Raw genomic sequence first — 15,582 nt, forward strand, 5'->3', positions numbered from 1 at the left:
GAAGGACGGGCCAAGCCCTTCACGCCGCGGTCGGTGGCTCCTTCACGTGCGGCATGCAGAGCTGGTCGTACTCGGCGATGACGATCTCCGCACCCTCGCCGCAGGCCGGGCAGGCGGGGTCGCGCCGGGACTTGAAGGTCCGGAACTCCTCATCGAGCGCGTCGTAGGCGAGGATCCGCCCGACGAGCGGGTCGCCGAGGCCGAGCAGCATCTTCACGGCCTCGACCGCCTGGAGGGAGCCGATGATCCCGCACAGCACCCCGAGGACCCCCGCCTCCGCGCAGCTCGGCGCGAGCTCGGGAGGCGGCGGCTCGGGGTAGTTGCAGCGGTAGCAGGGGCCGACGTAGGGGCTGAACACCGTGACCTGGCCGTCGAAGCGGAAGATCGAGCCGTGCACCACCGGGGTGCGGGTGACGAGCGAGGCGTCGTTCACGAGGTAGCGCGTCGGGAAGTTGTCGGTGCCGTCGACGACGAGGTCGTACTGCTCGAAGAGCTCGACGATGTTGTCGGCCCCGAGGCGCACGTCGTGGGTCTGCACGATGACGTCGGGGTTCATCGCGGTGAGCGTCTTCTTCGCGGAGTCGACCTTGCGCTCGCCGATGCGGTCCATGTTGTGGAGGATCTGCCGCTGCAGGTTCGAGGCGTCGACGACGTCCATGTCGAGGATGCCGATCGTGCCGACACCGGCCGCCGCGAGGTACATCGCGGCGGGTGAGCCGAGGCCGCCCGCGCCGAGGAGGAGGACCTTCGAGTCGAGCAGCTTCTGCTGGCCCGCCTCGCCGACCTCGGGGAGCAGGATGTGGCGCTGGTAGCGGTTGCGCTGGTCAGCGTCGAGGACGCGCGGGGCGGACCACTCACGCCCCTCGTCCTTCCAGCGGTTGAAGCCCCCGGCCATCGAGACGACGTCCTCGTAGCCGAGCTCCTGCAGGGTCTTCGCGGCGAAGGCGGAGCGCGTCCCGCCGGCGCAGTAGACGACGACCGGCACCGACTTGTCGGTGAGGCGCCCCTCGACCTGGGACTCGAGGTGGCCGCGGGGGATGTGCACCGCGGCGGGCAGCGCGCCTTGCTCGAACTCGTCGGGCTCGCGCACGTCGAGGAAGGTCGCCGTCCCGAGGTGCGCCTCGGCCTCGACCGGGTCCACCTCTCGGATCTGGGCCTTCGCCTCGTTCAACAGGTCCCTGAAGCTCGCCACCGCTGGACACTCCCTTCACGCGCCGGCGCGTCGCGCCACTGCGTCGCTCGCGTAAAGAAACACTACCCGGCGGGTCAGGAATTCCCGAACGGCCGGCGAAGACGTCGACGCGGAGTTGCTAGGTTCCCGCGATGGAGCTCCACGAGGCGATCGACGGCCGCCGGATGACCCGGCGTTTCCGGCCCACCCCCCTCGACGAGGCGCTCGTCTCCCAGCTGCTCGCGTTCGCCGCGAGCGCGCCGAGCGCCGGCTTCTCCCAGGGCGTCGAGCTCCTCGCGCTCGTGCGCGCAGAGCGTCGGGCACGGTTTTGGGAGCTCGCCTCCGCAGTCGAATGGCGCGAGCAGGCACCCGAGGCCGCGGGGCTGATGGCGGCGCCGCTCGTCGTCGTGCCCTTCGCCGACCCCGCCGCCTACACCCGCCGCTACGCCGAGCCCGACAAGGCCTCGTCGCGCCTCGGCGGCCGACCCGCTCGCGAGTGGCCGGTGCCCTACTGGATCGTCGACGCCTCCTTCGCGGCGATGCTCGTCCTGCTCGCGGCCGAGGACGCCGGCCTCGGCGGGCTCTTCTTCCAGCTCCACGGGGAGGCCGACGAGATCCTCGCCGGCCTCGGCGTCCCCGAGGGGCGGGTGGCGATCGGTGCGCTCGCGATCGGCGAGCGCGACGGCGACGCCGCGGGGACGAGCCGTCCGGCGCGGCCGCGCCGCCGGCTGGTGCACCTCGATGACGTCACCTGAGATCGGGGCGCCGCCGCTCGCCGGCAGCGCGGCCCGACGGGACCTCGCCGGCTGGCTCCCCCTCAGCGTCGTCTACGTCGTCTGGGGCTCCACCTACCTCGCGATCCGCGTCGCCGACGAGCCGCTCCCCCCTTCACGATGGCGGCGATCCGCTATTTCGTCGCCGGCCTCGTGCTGCTCCCCTTCGTCACGGGCCGGGGGGCGCACGACGCGGGCGCCGTCGGGCGGCGGGCGCGGCCGAGCGGGCGCGAGCTCGCGAGCTGCGCGCTCGCCGGCGTGCTGATGCTCGCCGGCGGCAACGGCGGCGTCAGCTGGGCCGAGACCCGCATCTCGTCGGGGCTCGCTGCCCTCCTCGTCGCCACCGTGCCGCTGTTCATGATCGCCGGCGAGCGCCTCGTCAGCCGCGCCGCGCCGGCGCCGCGCACCCTCGCCGCACTCGTCGTCGGCTTCGCCGGTGTCGGGGTGCTCGCCTCGCCCGGTGGCCACCATTCCTCCCCGGCCGGCATCGTCACGGTGCTCGGCGCGAGCCTCAGCTGGGCGGTCGGCTCGCTCTGCATCCGCCGCCTCCCGCACCCGGCGCACCCGCTCGCCACCACCACCACCTACCAGATGCTCGCCGGCGCCGTGGCGCTCGCCGGCGCCGCCGCGGCGAGTGGCGAGCTCGCCCACCTCGACCTCGGGGCGGTGAGCCTGCGCTCCTGGCTCGCCCTCGCCTACCTGATCGGCCCGGGCTCGATCCTCGCCCTCACCTGTTACAGCGATGCCCTGCGGCGCCTCCCGACCTCGGTCGTCGGCACCTACGCCTACGTGAACCCGATCATCGCCGTCTTCCTCGGCTGGCTCATCCTCTCCGAGCAGGTGCGGCCGGCGACCCTCCTCGGCGGCACCCTCGTCGTCGGCGCGGTCGCCCTCGTCATCTCCGAGAACCGCTCCCGGCGCTGAGGTGCGGTGCGGCGCCCACGCCGCGCCGCACCGACGGCCCGGGGGCCCTTTGCTCTACGTTGGCCCCATGGCCAACGACGACAAGCCCGAGATCGCGATCCCCGACAGCGCGCCGCCGAGCGCCCTCGAGCACGAGGACCTCGTCGTCGGCGAGGGCGACGCGGCGACGCCGGGCAAGAGCGTCGTCGTCCACTACGTGGGCGTCTCCTGGTCCTCCGGCAAGGAGTTCGACTCCTCTTGGGACCGCAACGAGCCCTTCGACTTCCCCCTCGGGGCCGGCCACGTCATCCCGGGCTGGGAGGAGGGGGTGCGGGGGATGCGCGTCGGCGGCCGCCGGCGCCTCACGATCCCGCCCTCCCTCGCCTACGGCCCCTCCGGGGCGGGCGGCGTGATCGGGCCGAACGAGACGCTCGTGTTCGTGGTCGACCTGCTCGGCGTGCGCTGAGCGCCGGGCAGCCCGGGAAGGGGGACAGGAGTGGAGTTCGGGATCTTCGACCACGTCGAGCGCCGCGGCGCTGACGCCGCCGCGGTCTACCGTGACCGCCTCGCCCTCCTCAGGGCGGCCGACGAGGCGGGCTACTTCTGCTACCACGCCGCCGAGCACCACGGCACGCCCCTGTCACTCGCGCCCTCGCCGGCGCTGCTGCTCGCCGCGGCGGCGACGGTGACCTCGCGGATCCGCCTCGGCCCGCTCTGCTACGTGCTCCCCCTCTACGACCCGCTGCGGCTCATCGAGGAGGTCTGCATGCTCGACCAGCTGAGCGGGGGCCGCCTCGAGCTCGGCATCGGGCGGGGGGTCTCGAGCGTCGAGATGAACTTCTTCGGCATCGAGATGGAGGAGAGCCGCAGCCGCTTCGAGGAGACGCTCGCGATCCTGCTCCGCGGGCTCAGCGAGGAGGAGCTCTCCCACGAGGGCGAGCACTTCAGCTACGACCGCGTCCCGATGGCGCTCGCTCCGCTGCAGCGCCCGCACCCGCCGATCTGGTACCCGACGAGCAACCTCGAGAGCGTCCCGTTCGTCGCCGCGCAGGGCTACCACACGATCTTCCAGGGCTCGCTCGAACGCGTCGCCGCGCAGGTCGAGAGCTACCACGCGCACGCCGCGGGGGAACTCGCCGGGCGCAAGATCGGCCTCCTGCGCTTCGTCGTCGTCGCCGCCGACGACCGCACCGCTTACGAGCGCGCCGACCGGGCGCTCGCCGCCCACCTCGCCCACCTCGACTACCTCTCGCACTGGCAGGGCGCCAAGCGCACGATCAGCCGGGTGCGCAACGTCACCCTCCCCGAGGACGCCGCGCAGGCCGTCGCGAGCGGCTGGGGGGCGATCGGCTCGCCCGAGACCGTGATCGAGCAGATCGCCGCGATGCGCGAAGCGACCGGCTGCAACTACCTCGTCTACAACCCCCTCCTCGGCGAGACCCCCCTCGCGGAGGGGCTCGAGGCGGTCGAACGCTTCGCCGGCGAGGTCCTGCCCGCCCTGGCCTGACCGAAGGGAGCGGCGCCGGGGGGATGCGCCGGTGCGAGACTGACCCCGACAAGGAGGGGCATGGCGAGAACCGCACCGTACGGATCCTGGAGCTCCCCGATCAGTGCCGAGCTGCTCGTGCAGGAGGCGGTCGGCCTCTCCCAGGTCCTCGCGGCGGACGGCTACTGCTACTGGAACGAGCTCCGCCCCTCCGAGGGGGCGCGCAACGTGCTCATGCGGCGCAGCCTGAGCGGCACAGCCGAGGAGGAGCTCCTCCCCGAGGGCTACTCGGCGCGCAGCCTGGTGCACGAGTACGGGGGCCTCTGCTACGCGCTGCACGGCGGGGAGCTCTACTTCTCGAACTTCTCCGACCAGCGCCTCTACCGCCTGCGCCCCGGCGGCGAGCCGCGGCCGATCACCGAGGCCCCCGCGGTGGCGCGCGCCGTGCGCTACGCGGACCCCGTCGTCACCCCCGACGGGGCGCACGTGATCTGCGTGCGCGAGCGGCACCAGATGGAGGGGGTGAGCGGCGCCTCGGGGGTGGAGAACGACCTCGTCGCGGTGCCCACCGACGGCCTCGGCCCGGTCACCGTCCTCGCCGAGGGCCACGACTTCTACGCCGCCCCCCGCCTCTCCCCCGACGGCCGCCGCCTCGCCTACCTCACCTGGGACGACCCGCACATGCCCTGGGACGAGAGCGCCGTCTACCTCGGCGAGCTCGACAGCGCGCTGCGCCTCGTCGCGCCGCGCCTCGTCGCCGGCGGGCCGGGGATCTCCATCTCCCAGCCCCGCTTCTCGCCGGAGGGGGTGCTGCACTACCTCTCGGACGACTCGGGCTTCTGGAACCTCTACGACGAGGAGGGCTCTGGCCTCGCCCCGCTCCCCGCCGAGTTCGGCGGCCCCGACTGGGTCTTCGGCCAGTCCTCCTTCGCCTTCACGCCGACGGGGCGGCTGCTCGCGGTGTGCGCGAGCCCCGGCGGCGACGAGCTCGGGGTGATCGAGAAGGGGGCCTTCTCGCCGCTTCCCCTCGAGTACAAGTCGGTGCACTCGCTCGCCGCCACCGAGGAGGGGGTGGTCGCCCTGTGCGGCTCGCCGACGCTCCCCCTCGCCGTCGTCGCCGTCGCCGAGTCGGGGCGCAGCCAGGTGCTGCGCGAGAGCCGCGCCGCCACCGTCGCCGTCGACTACCTCTCCGTGCCGCGCGCCATCGAGTTCCCGACGACGGGGGGCGGGCGGGCGCACGCGCTCTTCTACGGCCCGCGCAACGCCGAGTACATCGGCCCCTTCGGTGCCCGCCCTCCCCTCATCGTGCAGAGCCATGGCGGCCCCACCGCACAGGCGAGCGCGCTCTTCGACCTGAAGATCCAGTTCTGGACGAGCCGCGGCTTCGCCGTCGTCGACGTCGACTACCGGGGCAGCACCGGCTACGGGCGCGCCTACCGCGAGGAGCTCGCCGGCGGCTGGGGCATCGCCGACGTCGAGGACTGCATCGCGGCGGCCCGCCACCTCGCGAAGGAGGGGCGCGTCGACCGCAACAAGCTGGTGATCCACGGCGGCAGCGCCGGCGGCTTCACGACGCTGTGCGCGCTCACCTTCCACCGCGTCTTCGCCGCGGGGGCGAGCTACTACGGGGTCTCGGACCTCAGCGCGCTGGCGCGCGACACCCACAAGTTCGAGGCGAACTACCTGGAGAAGCTGGTCGGCCCCTACCCCGCCGCGGCCGAGACCTACGCCGAGCGCTCGCCGATCCACCACGCCGAGCAGCTCTCGAGCCCGGTGATCTTCTTCCAGGGCATGGAGGACGCGGTCGTCCCGCCGGCCCAGACCGAGGAGATGTACGACGCGCTCCGCAGGAGGGGGATCGCGACCGCCTACCTCGCCTTCCCCGGCGAGCAGCACGGCTTTCGGCGCGCCGAGACGATCATCGCCGTCGCCGAGGCCGAGCTCTCCTTCTACGCCCAGGTGCTCGGCTTCACCCCCGCCGACGAGGTGCCGAAGGTGGCGATCGCCAACCGCACGACGCTCATCCACTGAGCGGGCGCGCGGGCAGGCCCGTGCCCGGCCGCCCCCGGCCCGTGGCTCAGCGGGGCGTGCGACCGAAGAAGGCGGCGAGGCGGTCGAGGGGCGGCGCGTCCGCGGCGAGCTCGACGGGGACGCCGAAAGCGCCGCCGGGCTCGCGTGGCCGGCCGGCGAGCATCTCCTCGTAGAGGGCGATGCAGCCCGGCACGAGCGCCTCGGGAAGCACCGCCGCCGACTGCCCGGTGGCGTTCGCGAGGTCCCAGCCGTGCACCATGTACTCGTTGGTCCGCATCGCCGCGAGGCGAGCGCCGCTCACGGCGCCGAGGCGGTGCCCCTCGTAGCTGGCCTCGAGCGCCCCCGGCTCGCCGAGCGCGCCGACGAATTCTCCGAGCGCCGCCCGGTAGGCCGCCGCCGGGTCCTCGCCGAGCTGGTCGACGCTGCGGTCGGGCGCGGGCTCGGCACGCAGCATCGTCGTGAACCACTGCGTACCGGTGACGACGTGGTTGAGCAGCGCGCGCACGTCCCACTCGCTGCAGGGCGTCGCCGCGGCGAGCTGTGCGGCGCTCGTGCCGGCGACGAGCTCGCCGAAGGCGCTCCCCGCCTGCTGCAGGTCTTCCAGGCTCCCCACGGCGCCCCCCTTCCTCGGTCGCGCCGATGGTACGTGCGGCGAGAAGACGCTGTCGCTGCGGCCTGCGGCACGGGGCGGAGCCGATAGCTTGCTCGCATGCGCAGATCCCTAGCCACCTCGCTCGCGCTCGGCCTCGCCGGCGCCCTCTCGCTCTCGGCGCTCCCCGCCGGGGCCTCCGCCCCCACCGCGACCTCGGTGCTCGGCGCGGCGAAGAAGGCGATCGCCGGCGAGTCCGGGGTGCACATCGTCGTCGCCGCCGTCTCGGGCAAGACCAGCAACAAGGTCGTCGCCGATCTCGGCGCCAAGACCGGGATGGAGTCGGTGACGTCGGGCAAGGCGCAGGCGACGGTGAAGGTCACCGACAAGGCCGCCTACATCGGGGGCAACTCGACGGGCCTCACCTCGCTGATCGGCCTCACCGCCGCGCAGGTGAAGAAGGTCGGCAAGCTCTGGATCTCGGTGAAGTCCGGCACCAGCGAGTACACCCAGCTGAAGACCGAGACGACGATCGCCGCCGTCGCCAGCATCCTCCCGAACGCGACCGGCACGGCGCTCACGACCGGTCAGGCCGGGACGAGCCCGCTCTACATCTTGAAGTGGACCGTCGCCGCCACCTCGACCGCGCCGAAGCTCTCCGACACCGTGAAGCTGCAGGCCAAGGGGGCCACCCTCCCCGTCGAGGAGGACGAGACCGACTCCGCCGGCTCCGGCTCGACGAAGTTCACCAAGTGGGGCGAGCACGTCTCGATCAGCCCGCCAGCCACCGCCTCGACGATCGATATCTCCAAGGTCACCGGCTGATCTCGTCGCCGGTAGGTCGCGAGGTAGCGACCCCGGCGATCCTCTCTCGCGGCCGGGCCGACCGGCTCGCACCGCGAAGGAGGATGCGATGGCGACGTCGCTCGATGGCTTCCACTTCGGCTCGACCTTCCGGCTGCTCGCCTGGGAGGACCCCGTCGGCGAGGTCGCCGGCGTCGATCCCCGCTCGAGCTACGTGACCCGCTACTGGCTCCCCTTCCTCGGCCCCTCGACGACCCTCCTCCTCGGCCTGCTCGCGGCGCGCCTCGACGCCTTGCCCGCGGGCTGTGAGCCCGAGGTCGCCGAGCTCGCCTTCGCGCTCGGCCTCGGCCAGCACCCCGGACGCCACGGGCCGCTGCTGCGTGCCGTCGCCCGCGCCGTCGACTTCCGCCTCGCCGCGGTGCGCGGCGCGGGCACCCTCGCCGTGCGCCGCCACCTCCCGCCACTGCCGGCACGCCTCGCGGCGCGTCTCCCCGAGGGTCTCGCCGCGGAGCACGCCGCGCTCCTCTCCTCGAAGAGCCCGGCGCTCCCCCTCGACGCGCTCGCCCGGCGCGGCCGCCAGCTCGCCCTCAGCCTCCTCGAGCTCGGCGAGAGCGCGGACGAGGCCGAGCGCCAGCTGCTGCGCTGGCGCTTCCCGCCGCCGCTCGCCCGCCACTGCGCCCGATGGGCGGCGGCACAGCGCGCCGGCGCGGACGATCCCGCGGGCCTCGCGGCGGTGCTCGTCTCGAAGCCCACGGGGACGGGTCGCTGACCGAGCCCCGCGACGCGCAACTGCCGACGGAACGGACAGATCGTCCGCTCCGTCGGCAGCGACACAGCTACCTCTTCGTGTCCTCCCGCTGACCTACCGCACCGCGGCCGGGAAGACGGCCACCTTCGCGCCCTGGATGCGGGCGACGACGCTCATCCGGTAGTAGGTGAACGAGCCGCTGTTCGCAAAGCTCGTGACGCCCGCCGGCGTGAGACGGAAGGCGACGCGGCCATTCTTCCCGGCACCGAGCGACACCTTGGCGGTGGCGAGCGCCACGTGACGGACGACCATGTGCTTGCCGACCATGTGGTTACGGGCCACCGTCAGCGCCGCCGTGCCCTGGCAGAGGACGCCGGCCCGGCAACTGAACATCATCGTCACCTGCTTGGGCGACTTGATCTTGCCCACGGTCCGCACGAGGCCGGCCCTGGGCGTCGCGGCGATGACGAAGGCGGGGTCGTAGCTGAAGGGGATGGTGGTCATGCCGGAGTGGGTCGCAGTGGCGTTCAGGTGCAGGCCCGTGGGGACGACCTGGTAGATGGAGTCGCCACGGTGGATCGTCTTGTCGAGCACCACCAGTCTGATCGGCTTGCTCGCGGGCGGCGAGGTGCCGGACGGCGTGACCCACGAGATCGCGAAGCCGAGCTCGTAGCCCTTACCCTTGGGCAGTTCACTGGCGAGCGTCGTGCTGACGAGGATCGGATAGAGGCTGACGACCGTGCCCGGCGGCAATGCGCCGGGGGGAATCGTGAGGGTCGCCGAACCGTTGGAGTCGGTCGCCTTCAGCGTGGTCGCGAGACCGGCGACCACGGTGCCGGTCGTCGGCGTGCCGACAGACGAAGCGCTGATACCAACGGGGAGGGGCGCGCTGCCCGCCACAACGGCGAGCGAGAGCGCCGCGGTCGCCGACTGTGCCGGCGGTCCGTTGTCAGAGACCTTGAAGGTCACCGGCGAGGCGCCGACCGCGGTCGGCGTCCCGGAGATCACCCCTGCCGAGCTCAAGCTGAGACCAGCGGGGAGTGACCCTGAGCTGACCGAGTAGCTGAAGTTGCCCGAACCGCCCGAAGTGGCGAGCGAGGAGGAATAGCTCACGCCGGTGGTCGCGGCCGGAAGGCTCGAGGTCGTGAGGGCGAGCTGTGCGAGAGAGGTGAACGCCAACGGCAGCGTCTTGATCGGCGTGCTGGTGTCGTTGTACTCACCGGCGGCCGTGCAGACTCCCGAGACGGGACAGGAAATTGCCGCCGGTGAGGAGAACTCGCTCATGGCGACCGTGGTCGCGTTCGCCGGCGCCACGAGCGCAGTGGGGGTAGCGAAGGTACCGGAGGTCTCCGTCGCCATCATCGAGGCTCCGTCAAAGGTGGCGTCGAGGGTGTAGCCCCCGACCGCGGTGCAGTTCCCTGGGCTCGTGCAGCTGACGCCGTTCATCGTGGCGGCCTGATCGCCGGGGATGCTCACGGCATTGGACGGAAGGCCGAGCTGCACCGACGGCGCGAAGGTCCCCGAGCTCTGCGTCGACGTCAGCGGCTCGAAATCGCCCGCCGCGTCGGTGAAGAAGCCAACGGCGGTGCAGTTACCGGCGCTCGGGCAACTGACCCCCGTGAAGTTGGCGGTCCGCTGGCTCGAGGGAGCGGCGGAGGGAGGCGCCACGAGCGCAGCGGCGCCGAAGGAGCCGCCGTTTTGCGTGGCGACCATCAGCGACAGGGTGCTGGCGGTGTCCGCGTAGTTACCGACCGCTGTGCAGTTGCCTGCGCTGGTGCAGCTGATGGAGTGGAGGGTGCCGGTGGGGTTCGTCGAAGTCGACGCGGGGCTGGCGACCTCGACGGCGGTCGACCAGCCGCCCGAGGTCTCGTTGAGCGACATCGCCTGCTGGTTCGAAGGAGCGATGGCGTAGTCACCGACAGCGGTGCAGTTGCCGACACTCGAGCAGCTGACCGCGTCAAGCTCGGCGAACTGCTGGCCGACAGTGGCGAATGCGTTGGCGGGGAGGGAGGCCTCGACGGCTGTCGCGGCGGTCCCGTTCGCGATGGTGACCGCCATCGTCTGCTCAGAACCCGTGGAATCGGTGTAGTTGCCGACTGCGGAGCAGTTGCCGACGCTCGAGCAGCTGACGCCGTTGAGCGAGGCGGTCTGGGCTCTGGCGGTCGCCATTGCGTTGCCGGGGAGGGCGACCTCGACGGCGGTGGCGAAGGTACCGCCTGTCTCGGCGACGGCCAAGCCCTGCTGGTTATTGGCGGTGTCGGTGTACTGGCCGACCGCCACGCAGTTCCCGACCGAAGCACAGCTGATGTTGCTGAAGAAAGCGCTGGGCGAGGAGGTGTTGGCGTTCGCCGGCAGTTGCAGCGTGACGCCCGTGTTGAAGACGGCCGTCGCCGCGGAGGCCGCGAGCGGTGCCACCACGAGGGAAGTACCGACGAGGGCCCCGAGGCCAGCGACGACACCGAGGGCCCGCAGGCGCAGTCGCGCATGGCCACGGCCGCTTTCAGGCGCGGGGCGCGAACGACTCAAATAGAAAAAGCGATGCAAGTTGACTCCCAATGCAAAGAGGGCGACGACGCCACACCAATTGTCGGAGCGCAACGCAATTCGCTTGTTCCAAAGCAAGTATAGCGGGTTTCATTACGATTTCCAGTAGCGCTTCGTTCGATCTAGAGCGGCGACCTCTTTCCGCAAAGTCGTGGCCCGTGAATTTCCGATCGCGCAGCCAGAGCGATACAGCCGCTCACTCGCGAGAGGTGCTGCAGCGAACACGCCGGTTTCGACGAAGAGCGGAGGTGTCCAGCCCGGCTGAGGTGGACCGGTAACGTGCCGAGGTGCACGATTACCTCTCCCTGCTCGGTGAGCGCGTCCTCATCTACGACGGCGCGACCGGCACCAACCTGCAGCTGCGCGAGCTCTCGGCCGACGACTTCGGAGGGCCGTCGCTCGAGGGCTGCAACGAGCACCTCGTCCTCACCCGCCCCGACGTCGTGCAGGACATCCACCGCTCCTTCCTCGAGGTCGGCGTCGACGCGGTGAAGACGAACTCCTTCGGCGCGTTCTCGGTGGTGCTCGCCGACTACGGCATCGCCGACCAGGCGCACACCCTGGCGCGACGCTCCGCCGAGCTCGCCCGCGAGGTCGCCGACGGCTACACGACCCCGGACCGCCCCCGCTTCGTCGCCGGCGCGATCGGCCCCGGGACCAAGTTCCCGACGCTCGGCCAGATCCCCTTCGCGGCGCTCCGCGACGCGTACCAGGAGGAGGCCGACGGCCTCCTCGAAGGGGGCGTCGACCTGCTGCTCATCGAGACGAGCTTCGACCTGCTCTCCGCGAAGGCGGCGATCATCGGGGCCCGCCGAGCGATGCGCAACGTCGGCCGTGAGGTCCCCCTGCAGGTACAGGTGACGATCGAGCTCACCGGGCGGATGCTGCCGGGCACCGAGATCGCCGCCGCCCTCTGCGCCCTCGAGGCGATGCGCCCCGACGTCATCGGCCTCAACTGCGCGACCGGCCCCGCAGAGATGTACGAGCCGCTCCGCCACCTCACGGCGCACTCCCGGATCCCCATCTCCGCGCAGCCGAACGCGGGTCTGCCGAGTGTGCGTGAGGGCAAGATGCACTACGACCTCACCCCCGACGAGCTCGCCGAGCACCTCTTCACCTTCGCCGGCGAGCTCGGCGTCTCGGTGGTCGGCGGCTGCTGCGGCACGACCCCGGCGCACATGCGCGCCGTCGTCGAGCGCTGCGGCGGCCTCGCCTCGCCTTCCCGCCCGGTCGTGCACGAGGCGGGCGCGACCTCGCTCTACAGCTTCGTCCCCTTCGCCCAGGAGACCTCCTTCCTCGTCGTCGGGGAGCGGACCAACGCGAACGGCTCGCTGCGCTTTCGCGAGGCGATGCTCGCCGGTGACTTCGACACCACGACGGCGATGGCCCGCGACCAGGTGAAGGAGGGCGCGCACGTCATCGACGTGTGCGTCGACTACACCGGCGCGGACGGCCTGGCGAACATCGGCGAGGTCGTCTCCCGCCTCGCGACGCAGTGCTCGGTGCCGGTGATGATCGACTCCACCGAGTCCGACGTGGTGCGCACCGCCCTCGAGTGGCTCGGCGGGCGGAGCATCCTCAACTCGGTCAACCTCGAGGACGGCGACGCGCCGGGCACCCGCCTCGACGCCTTCCTCTCCCTCGCCGCGGAGCACGGAGCGGCGGTCGTCTGCACCTGCATCGACGAGGAGGGCCAGGCGCGCACCGCGGACTGGAAGGTGCGGGCCGCGAGGGCGATCCACGACCTCGCCGTCGGCCGCTACGGCCTCTCCCCCGAGGACCTCTTCTTCGACCCGCTCGCGCTGCCGCTCTCGACGGGGATGGAGGAGAGCCGCCGCGACGGGATCGAGACCATCGAGGCGATCGGGCGCATCAAGGCCGAGCTGCCCGGGGTGCACACCGTCCTCGGCCTCTCGAACGTCTCCTTCGGCCTCTCGGCCGCCACCCGCCAGGTCCTCAACTCGGTCTTCCTGCACGAGTGCGTGCAGGCGGGGCTCGACGCGGCGATCGTGCACGCGGCGCGCATCCTGCCGCTGCACCGCATCGACGAGCAGGCCCGCGAGCTCTGCCTCGACCTCATCTACGACCGGCGACGCGAGGGCTACGACCCGCTCTCCTCGCTGATCGAGCACTTCTCCGGCGCGAGCCACTCCTCGGCGGCCGCCGAGGACCGCAGCGGCTGGCCGGTCGAGCAGCGCCTCTCGCGGCGCATCGTCGACGGCGACCGCGTCGGGCTGGAGGACGACCTCGACGAGGCGCTGGCCGCGGGGACCGCGGCGCTCGACATCGTGAACGACACGCTCCTCGTCGGGATGAAGGAGGTCGGCGAGCTCTTCGCCTCGGGAGAGATGCAGCTCCCCTTCGTCCTCCAGTCCGCGGAGACGATGAAGGCCGCCGTCACCCACCTCGAGCCGCACATGGAGCGCAGCGAGAGCGGGGGACGCGGGCGGGTCGTCCTCGCCACGGTGAAGGGCGACGTGCACGACATCGGCAAGAACCTCGTCGACATCATCCTCACCAACAACGGCTACGAGGTGCACAACCTCGGCATCAAGGTGCCGATCAGCGACATGCTGCAGCGCGCCGAGGAGGTCGCCGCCGACGCGATCGGGATGAGCGGGCTGCTCGTGAAGTCGACGCTCATCATGCGCGAGAACCTCGAGGAGATGAACCGCCGCGGCGTCGACAAGCTGCCCGTGCTCCTCGGCGGTGCCGCCCTCACCCGCAGCTACGTCGAGCGCGACCTGCGCGCGGTCTACAAGGGGCGCCTCTTCTACGGGCGCGACGCCTTCGAGGGGCTGCGGGTCCTCGAGCGGCTGATGGAGCTGCGCGACCAGGGGGTCGAGGACCCCGACTTCGGGCGCGCCCCGGGCGGGCGGGTGCTGCCGCCCCGAAAGAGCCAGCGCCCCCGCCCCGAGGACGCCGCGCCGGTGCGCTCGACGAGCGTCGCTACCGACAACCCGCTCTTCGTGCCCCCCTTCACCGGGACGCGGGTGGCGAAGGGGATCCCCCTCGACGACATCACCGACTACCTGAACGAGACGGCGCTGTTCCGCAACCAGTGGGGCTACCGCCCCGAGGCCGACGAGAACGACGCCGACTTCAAGGCGCGAGTGCGCGCCGAGCTGCGCGCCCGCCTCGACGCGGCGAAGGCCGACGACGTCCTCGTCCCCCAGGTGGTGTGGGGCTACTTCCCCGCCAACTCCGACGGCAACGACCTCATCATCTGGTCCGACGTCGACCGCACCGCCGAGCTGCTGCGCTTCAGCCTCCCTCGCCAGGCGGTCGAGCCGAACCTGTGCATCGCCGACTTCTTCCGCCCGATCACCGACGAGGTCACCGACGTCGCCGCCTTCTTCCTCGCGACGATGGGGCACAAGGCGAGCGAGCGGGCCCGCGAGCTCTTCGCCGCCGACCGCTACCTCGACTACGTCGGGCTGCACGGCCTCTCGGTGGAGATGACCGAGGGCCTCGCCGAGCTCTGGCACCACCGCATCCGCGAGGAGCTCGGCTACGCCTCCGAGGACGGCCCCTCGCTCAGCGGGCTGTTCCGCCAGAAGTACCGCGGCGGGCGCTACTCCTTCGGCTACCCGGCCTGCCCGAGCCTCGAGGACAACGCGAAGGTCGTCGAGCTGCTACGCGCCGAGCGGATCGGCGTGACGGTCTCGGAGGGCTTCCAGCTCGAGCCCGAGCAGACCACCCTCGCGATCGTCTGCCACCACCCCCAGGCGAAGTACTTCGTCGTCTGACAGCCCGGCGCTGCCCCGGAGCGGTGGCCGCGGCGGGTGCCGTGGGGCGGGGCGGACGGTAGGTTGGCGGCATGCCGACTGACGTGACCGACGCCTCCTTCGAGCACGACGTCCTCGACGTCTCGGCGACCCGCCCGGTCGTCGTCGACCTCTGGGCGCCCTGGTGCGGGCCCTGCCTCTCGCTCGGCCCGATCATCGAGAAGGTGGTCGACGAGACCGAGGGCGCGGTCGAGCTCGTGAAGGTGAACATCGACGAGAACCCGCAGGTCGCCGCCGCCTTCCAGGTGCAGTCGATCCCGGCCGTCTTCGCGATCAAGGACCGCAACGTGGTCGACGCCTTCGTCGGCGCGCTCGGTGAGGCCGCCGTCCGCGAGTTCGTCGGCCGCCTCGTCGAGGCCCCGAGCGAGGCGGACCAGCTGAGCGCAGCCGGCGACGAGGCCTCGCTGCGCAGAGCCCTCGAGCTCGAGCCCGACCACGGCCAGGCCCTCCTCGCCCTCGCCGAGCTGCTCTCCGAGCGGGGCGAGCACGAGGAGGTGCTGACGCTTCTGCAACGCCTCCCCGAGTCGCCCGAGAGCCGCCACCTCGCCGCCAAGGCGCGCCTCGCGGCCGAGGGCGGCGCACCCTCCGGCGACGGCGTGGAGGCGCGTCTCGACGCCCTCCTCGAGCGCGTGAAGGACGACGACGCGGCCCGCCAGGAGTTCCTCGACCACCTCGAGGCGATGGACCCCGAGGACCCCCGACGGGCGCGCTACCGGCGCGCCCTGTCCTCCAAGCTCTTCTGAGC

12 protein-coding genes are annotated in these 15,582 nt (G+C 72.0%); 9 read left to right on the forward strand and 3 right to left on the reverse strand.

Features of this window, described 5'->3' with window-relative positions:
* Positions 1–19 precede the first annotated feature (19 nt).
* Positions 20–1,192, reverse strand: coding sequence for a molybdopterin-synthase adenylyltransferase MoeB (moeB, locus tag VNF07_11690; GenBank protein HVB06897.1), 1,173 nt, complete (start codon positions 1,190–1,192; stop codon positions 20–22).
* Positions 1,193–1,323: 131 nt separating this feature from the next.
* On the opposite strand from moeB, the gene VNF07_11695 reads away from it, so the two are divergent.
* The 5 genes from VNF07_11695 (at position 1,324) to VNF07_11715 (ending at position 6,364) form a co-directional block, all read left to right on the forward strand.
* Positions 1,324–1,926 carry a nitroreductase family protein gene (locus VNF07_11695; protein ID HVB06898.1) on the forward strand — a complete coding sequence of 201 codons (603 nt, stop codon included), beginning with the start codon at positions 1,324–1,326 and terminating at the stop codon, positions 1,924–1,926.
* Between the two features lie 81 nt (positions 1,927–2,007).
* The gene (locus VNF07_11700) at positions 2,008–2,868 is read left to right on the forward strand and encodes an EamA family transporter (protein ID HVB06899.1); all 861 of its coding nucleotides are present in this window, start codon (positions 2,008–2,010) and stop codon (positions 2,866–2,868) included.
* A 67-nt stretch (positions 2,869–2,935) separates the two neighbouring features.
* Positions 2,936–3,313 carry an FKBP-type peptidyl-prolyl cis-trans isomerase gene (locus VNF07_11705; protein ID HVB06900.1) on the forward strand — a complete coding sequence of 126 codons (378 nt, stop codon included), beginning with the start codon at positions 2,936–2,938 and terminating at the stop codon, positions 3,311–3,313.
* Between the two features lie 30 nt (positions 3,314–3,343).
* Positions 3,344–4,354 (forward strand): LLM class flavin-dependent oxidoreductase, encoded by a 1,011-nt coding sequence (locus VNF07_11710; protein HVB06901.1) that lies wholly within the window; start codon positions 3,344–3,346, stop codon positions 4,352–4,354.
* Between the two features lie 60 nt (positions 4,355–4,414).
* Positions 4,415–6,364, forward strand: a complete 1,950-nt coding sequence (locus VNF07_11715) for a S9 family peptidase (protein ID HVB06902.1) — start codon at positions 4,415–4,417, stop codon at positions 6,362–6,364.
* 46 nt (positions 6,365–6,410) lie between these two features.
* Here VNF07_11715 and VNF07_11720 read toward each other — a convergent pair whose 3' ends face one another.
* Positions 6,411–6,977, reverse strand: coding sequence for a TIGR03086 family metal-binding protein (locus VNF07_11720; GenBank protein HVB06903.1), 567 nt, complete (start codon positions 6,975–6,977; stop codon positions 6,411–6,413).
* A 96-nt stretch (positions 6,978–7,073) separates the two neighbouring features.
* Between VNF07_11720 and VNF07_11725 the strand changes: the two genes are divergently transcribed.
* Both VNF07_11725 and VNF07_11730 read left to right on the forward strand, forming a co-directional pair.
* Complete coding sequence (locus tag VNF07_11725; protein ID HVB06904.1) at positions 7,074–7,778, forward strand: hypothetical protein; 705 nt, start codon at positions 7,074–7,076, stop codon at positions 7,776–7,778.
* Positions 7,779–7,866: 88 nt separating this feature from the next.
* Positions 7,867–8,526 (forward strand): hypothetical protein, encoded by a 660-nt coding sequence (locus VNF07_11730; protein HVB06905.1) that lies wholly within the window; start codon positions 7,867–7,869, stop codon positions 8,524–8,526.
* A 93-nt stretch (positions 8,527–8,619) separates the two neighbouring features.
* Here VNF07_11730 and VNF07_11735 read toward each other — a convergent pair whose 3' ends face one another.
* A complete protein-coding gene (locus tag VNF07_11735) occupies positions 8,620–10,920 on the reverse strand; it encodes an Ig domain-containing protein (GenBank protein ID HVB06906.1) in 2,301 nt (766 codons plus the stop codon).
* Positions 10,921–11,336: 416 nt separating this feature from the next.
* Between VNF07_11735 and metH the strand changes: the two genes are divergently transcribed.
* Both metH and VNF07_11745 read left to right on the forward strand, forming a co-directional pair.
* Complete coding sequence (metH, locus tag VNF07_11740) at positions 11,337–14,798, forward strand: methionine synthase (protein ID HVB06907.1); 3,462 nt, start codon at positions 11,337–11,339, stop codon at positions 14,796–14,798.
* 71 nt (positions 14,799–14,869) lie between these two features.
* Entirely contained in the window at positions 14,870–15,580 is a 711-nt protein-coding gene (locus tag VNF07_11745; GenBank protein ID HVB06908.1) for a tetratricopeptide repeat protein, read from the forward strand.
* The last annotated feature ends 2 nt before the right edge of the window (positions 15,581–15,582 follow it).

Source organism: Acidimicrobiales bacterium, assembly GCA_035533595.1.
Taxonomy (GTDB): domain Bacteria; phylum Actinomycetota; class Acidimicrobiia; order Acidimicrobiales; family Bog-793; genus DATLTN01.

Excerpts from the sequence above, each read along its gene's own strand:
- VNF07_11695 (HVB06898.1), top strand. The coding sequence starts at position 1,324 with ATGGAGCTCCACGAGGCGATCGACGGCCGCCGGATGACCCGGCGTTTC.
- VNF07_11705 (HVB06900.1), top strand. The coding sequence starts at position 2,936 with ATGGCCAACGACGACAAGCCCGAGATCGCGATCCCCGACAGCGCGCCG.
- VNF07_11715 (HVB06902.1), top strand. The coding sequence starts at position 4,415 with ATGGCGAGAACCGCACCGTACGGATCCTGGAGCTCCCCGATCAGTGCC.
- VNF07_11725 (HVB06904.1), top strand. The coding sequence starts at position 7,074 with ATGCGCAGATCCCTAGCCACCTCGCTCGCGCTCGGCCTCGCCGGCGCC.
- VNF07_11730 (HVB06905.1), top strand. The coding sequence starts at position 7,867 with ATGGCGACGTCGCTCGATGGCTTCCACTTCGGCTCGACCTTCCGGCTG.
- VNF07_11745 (HVB06908.1), top strand. The coding sequence starts at position 14,870 with ATGCCGACTGACGTGACCGACGCCTCCTTCGAGCACGACGTCCTCGAC.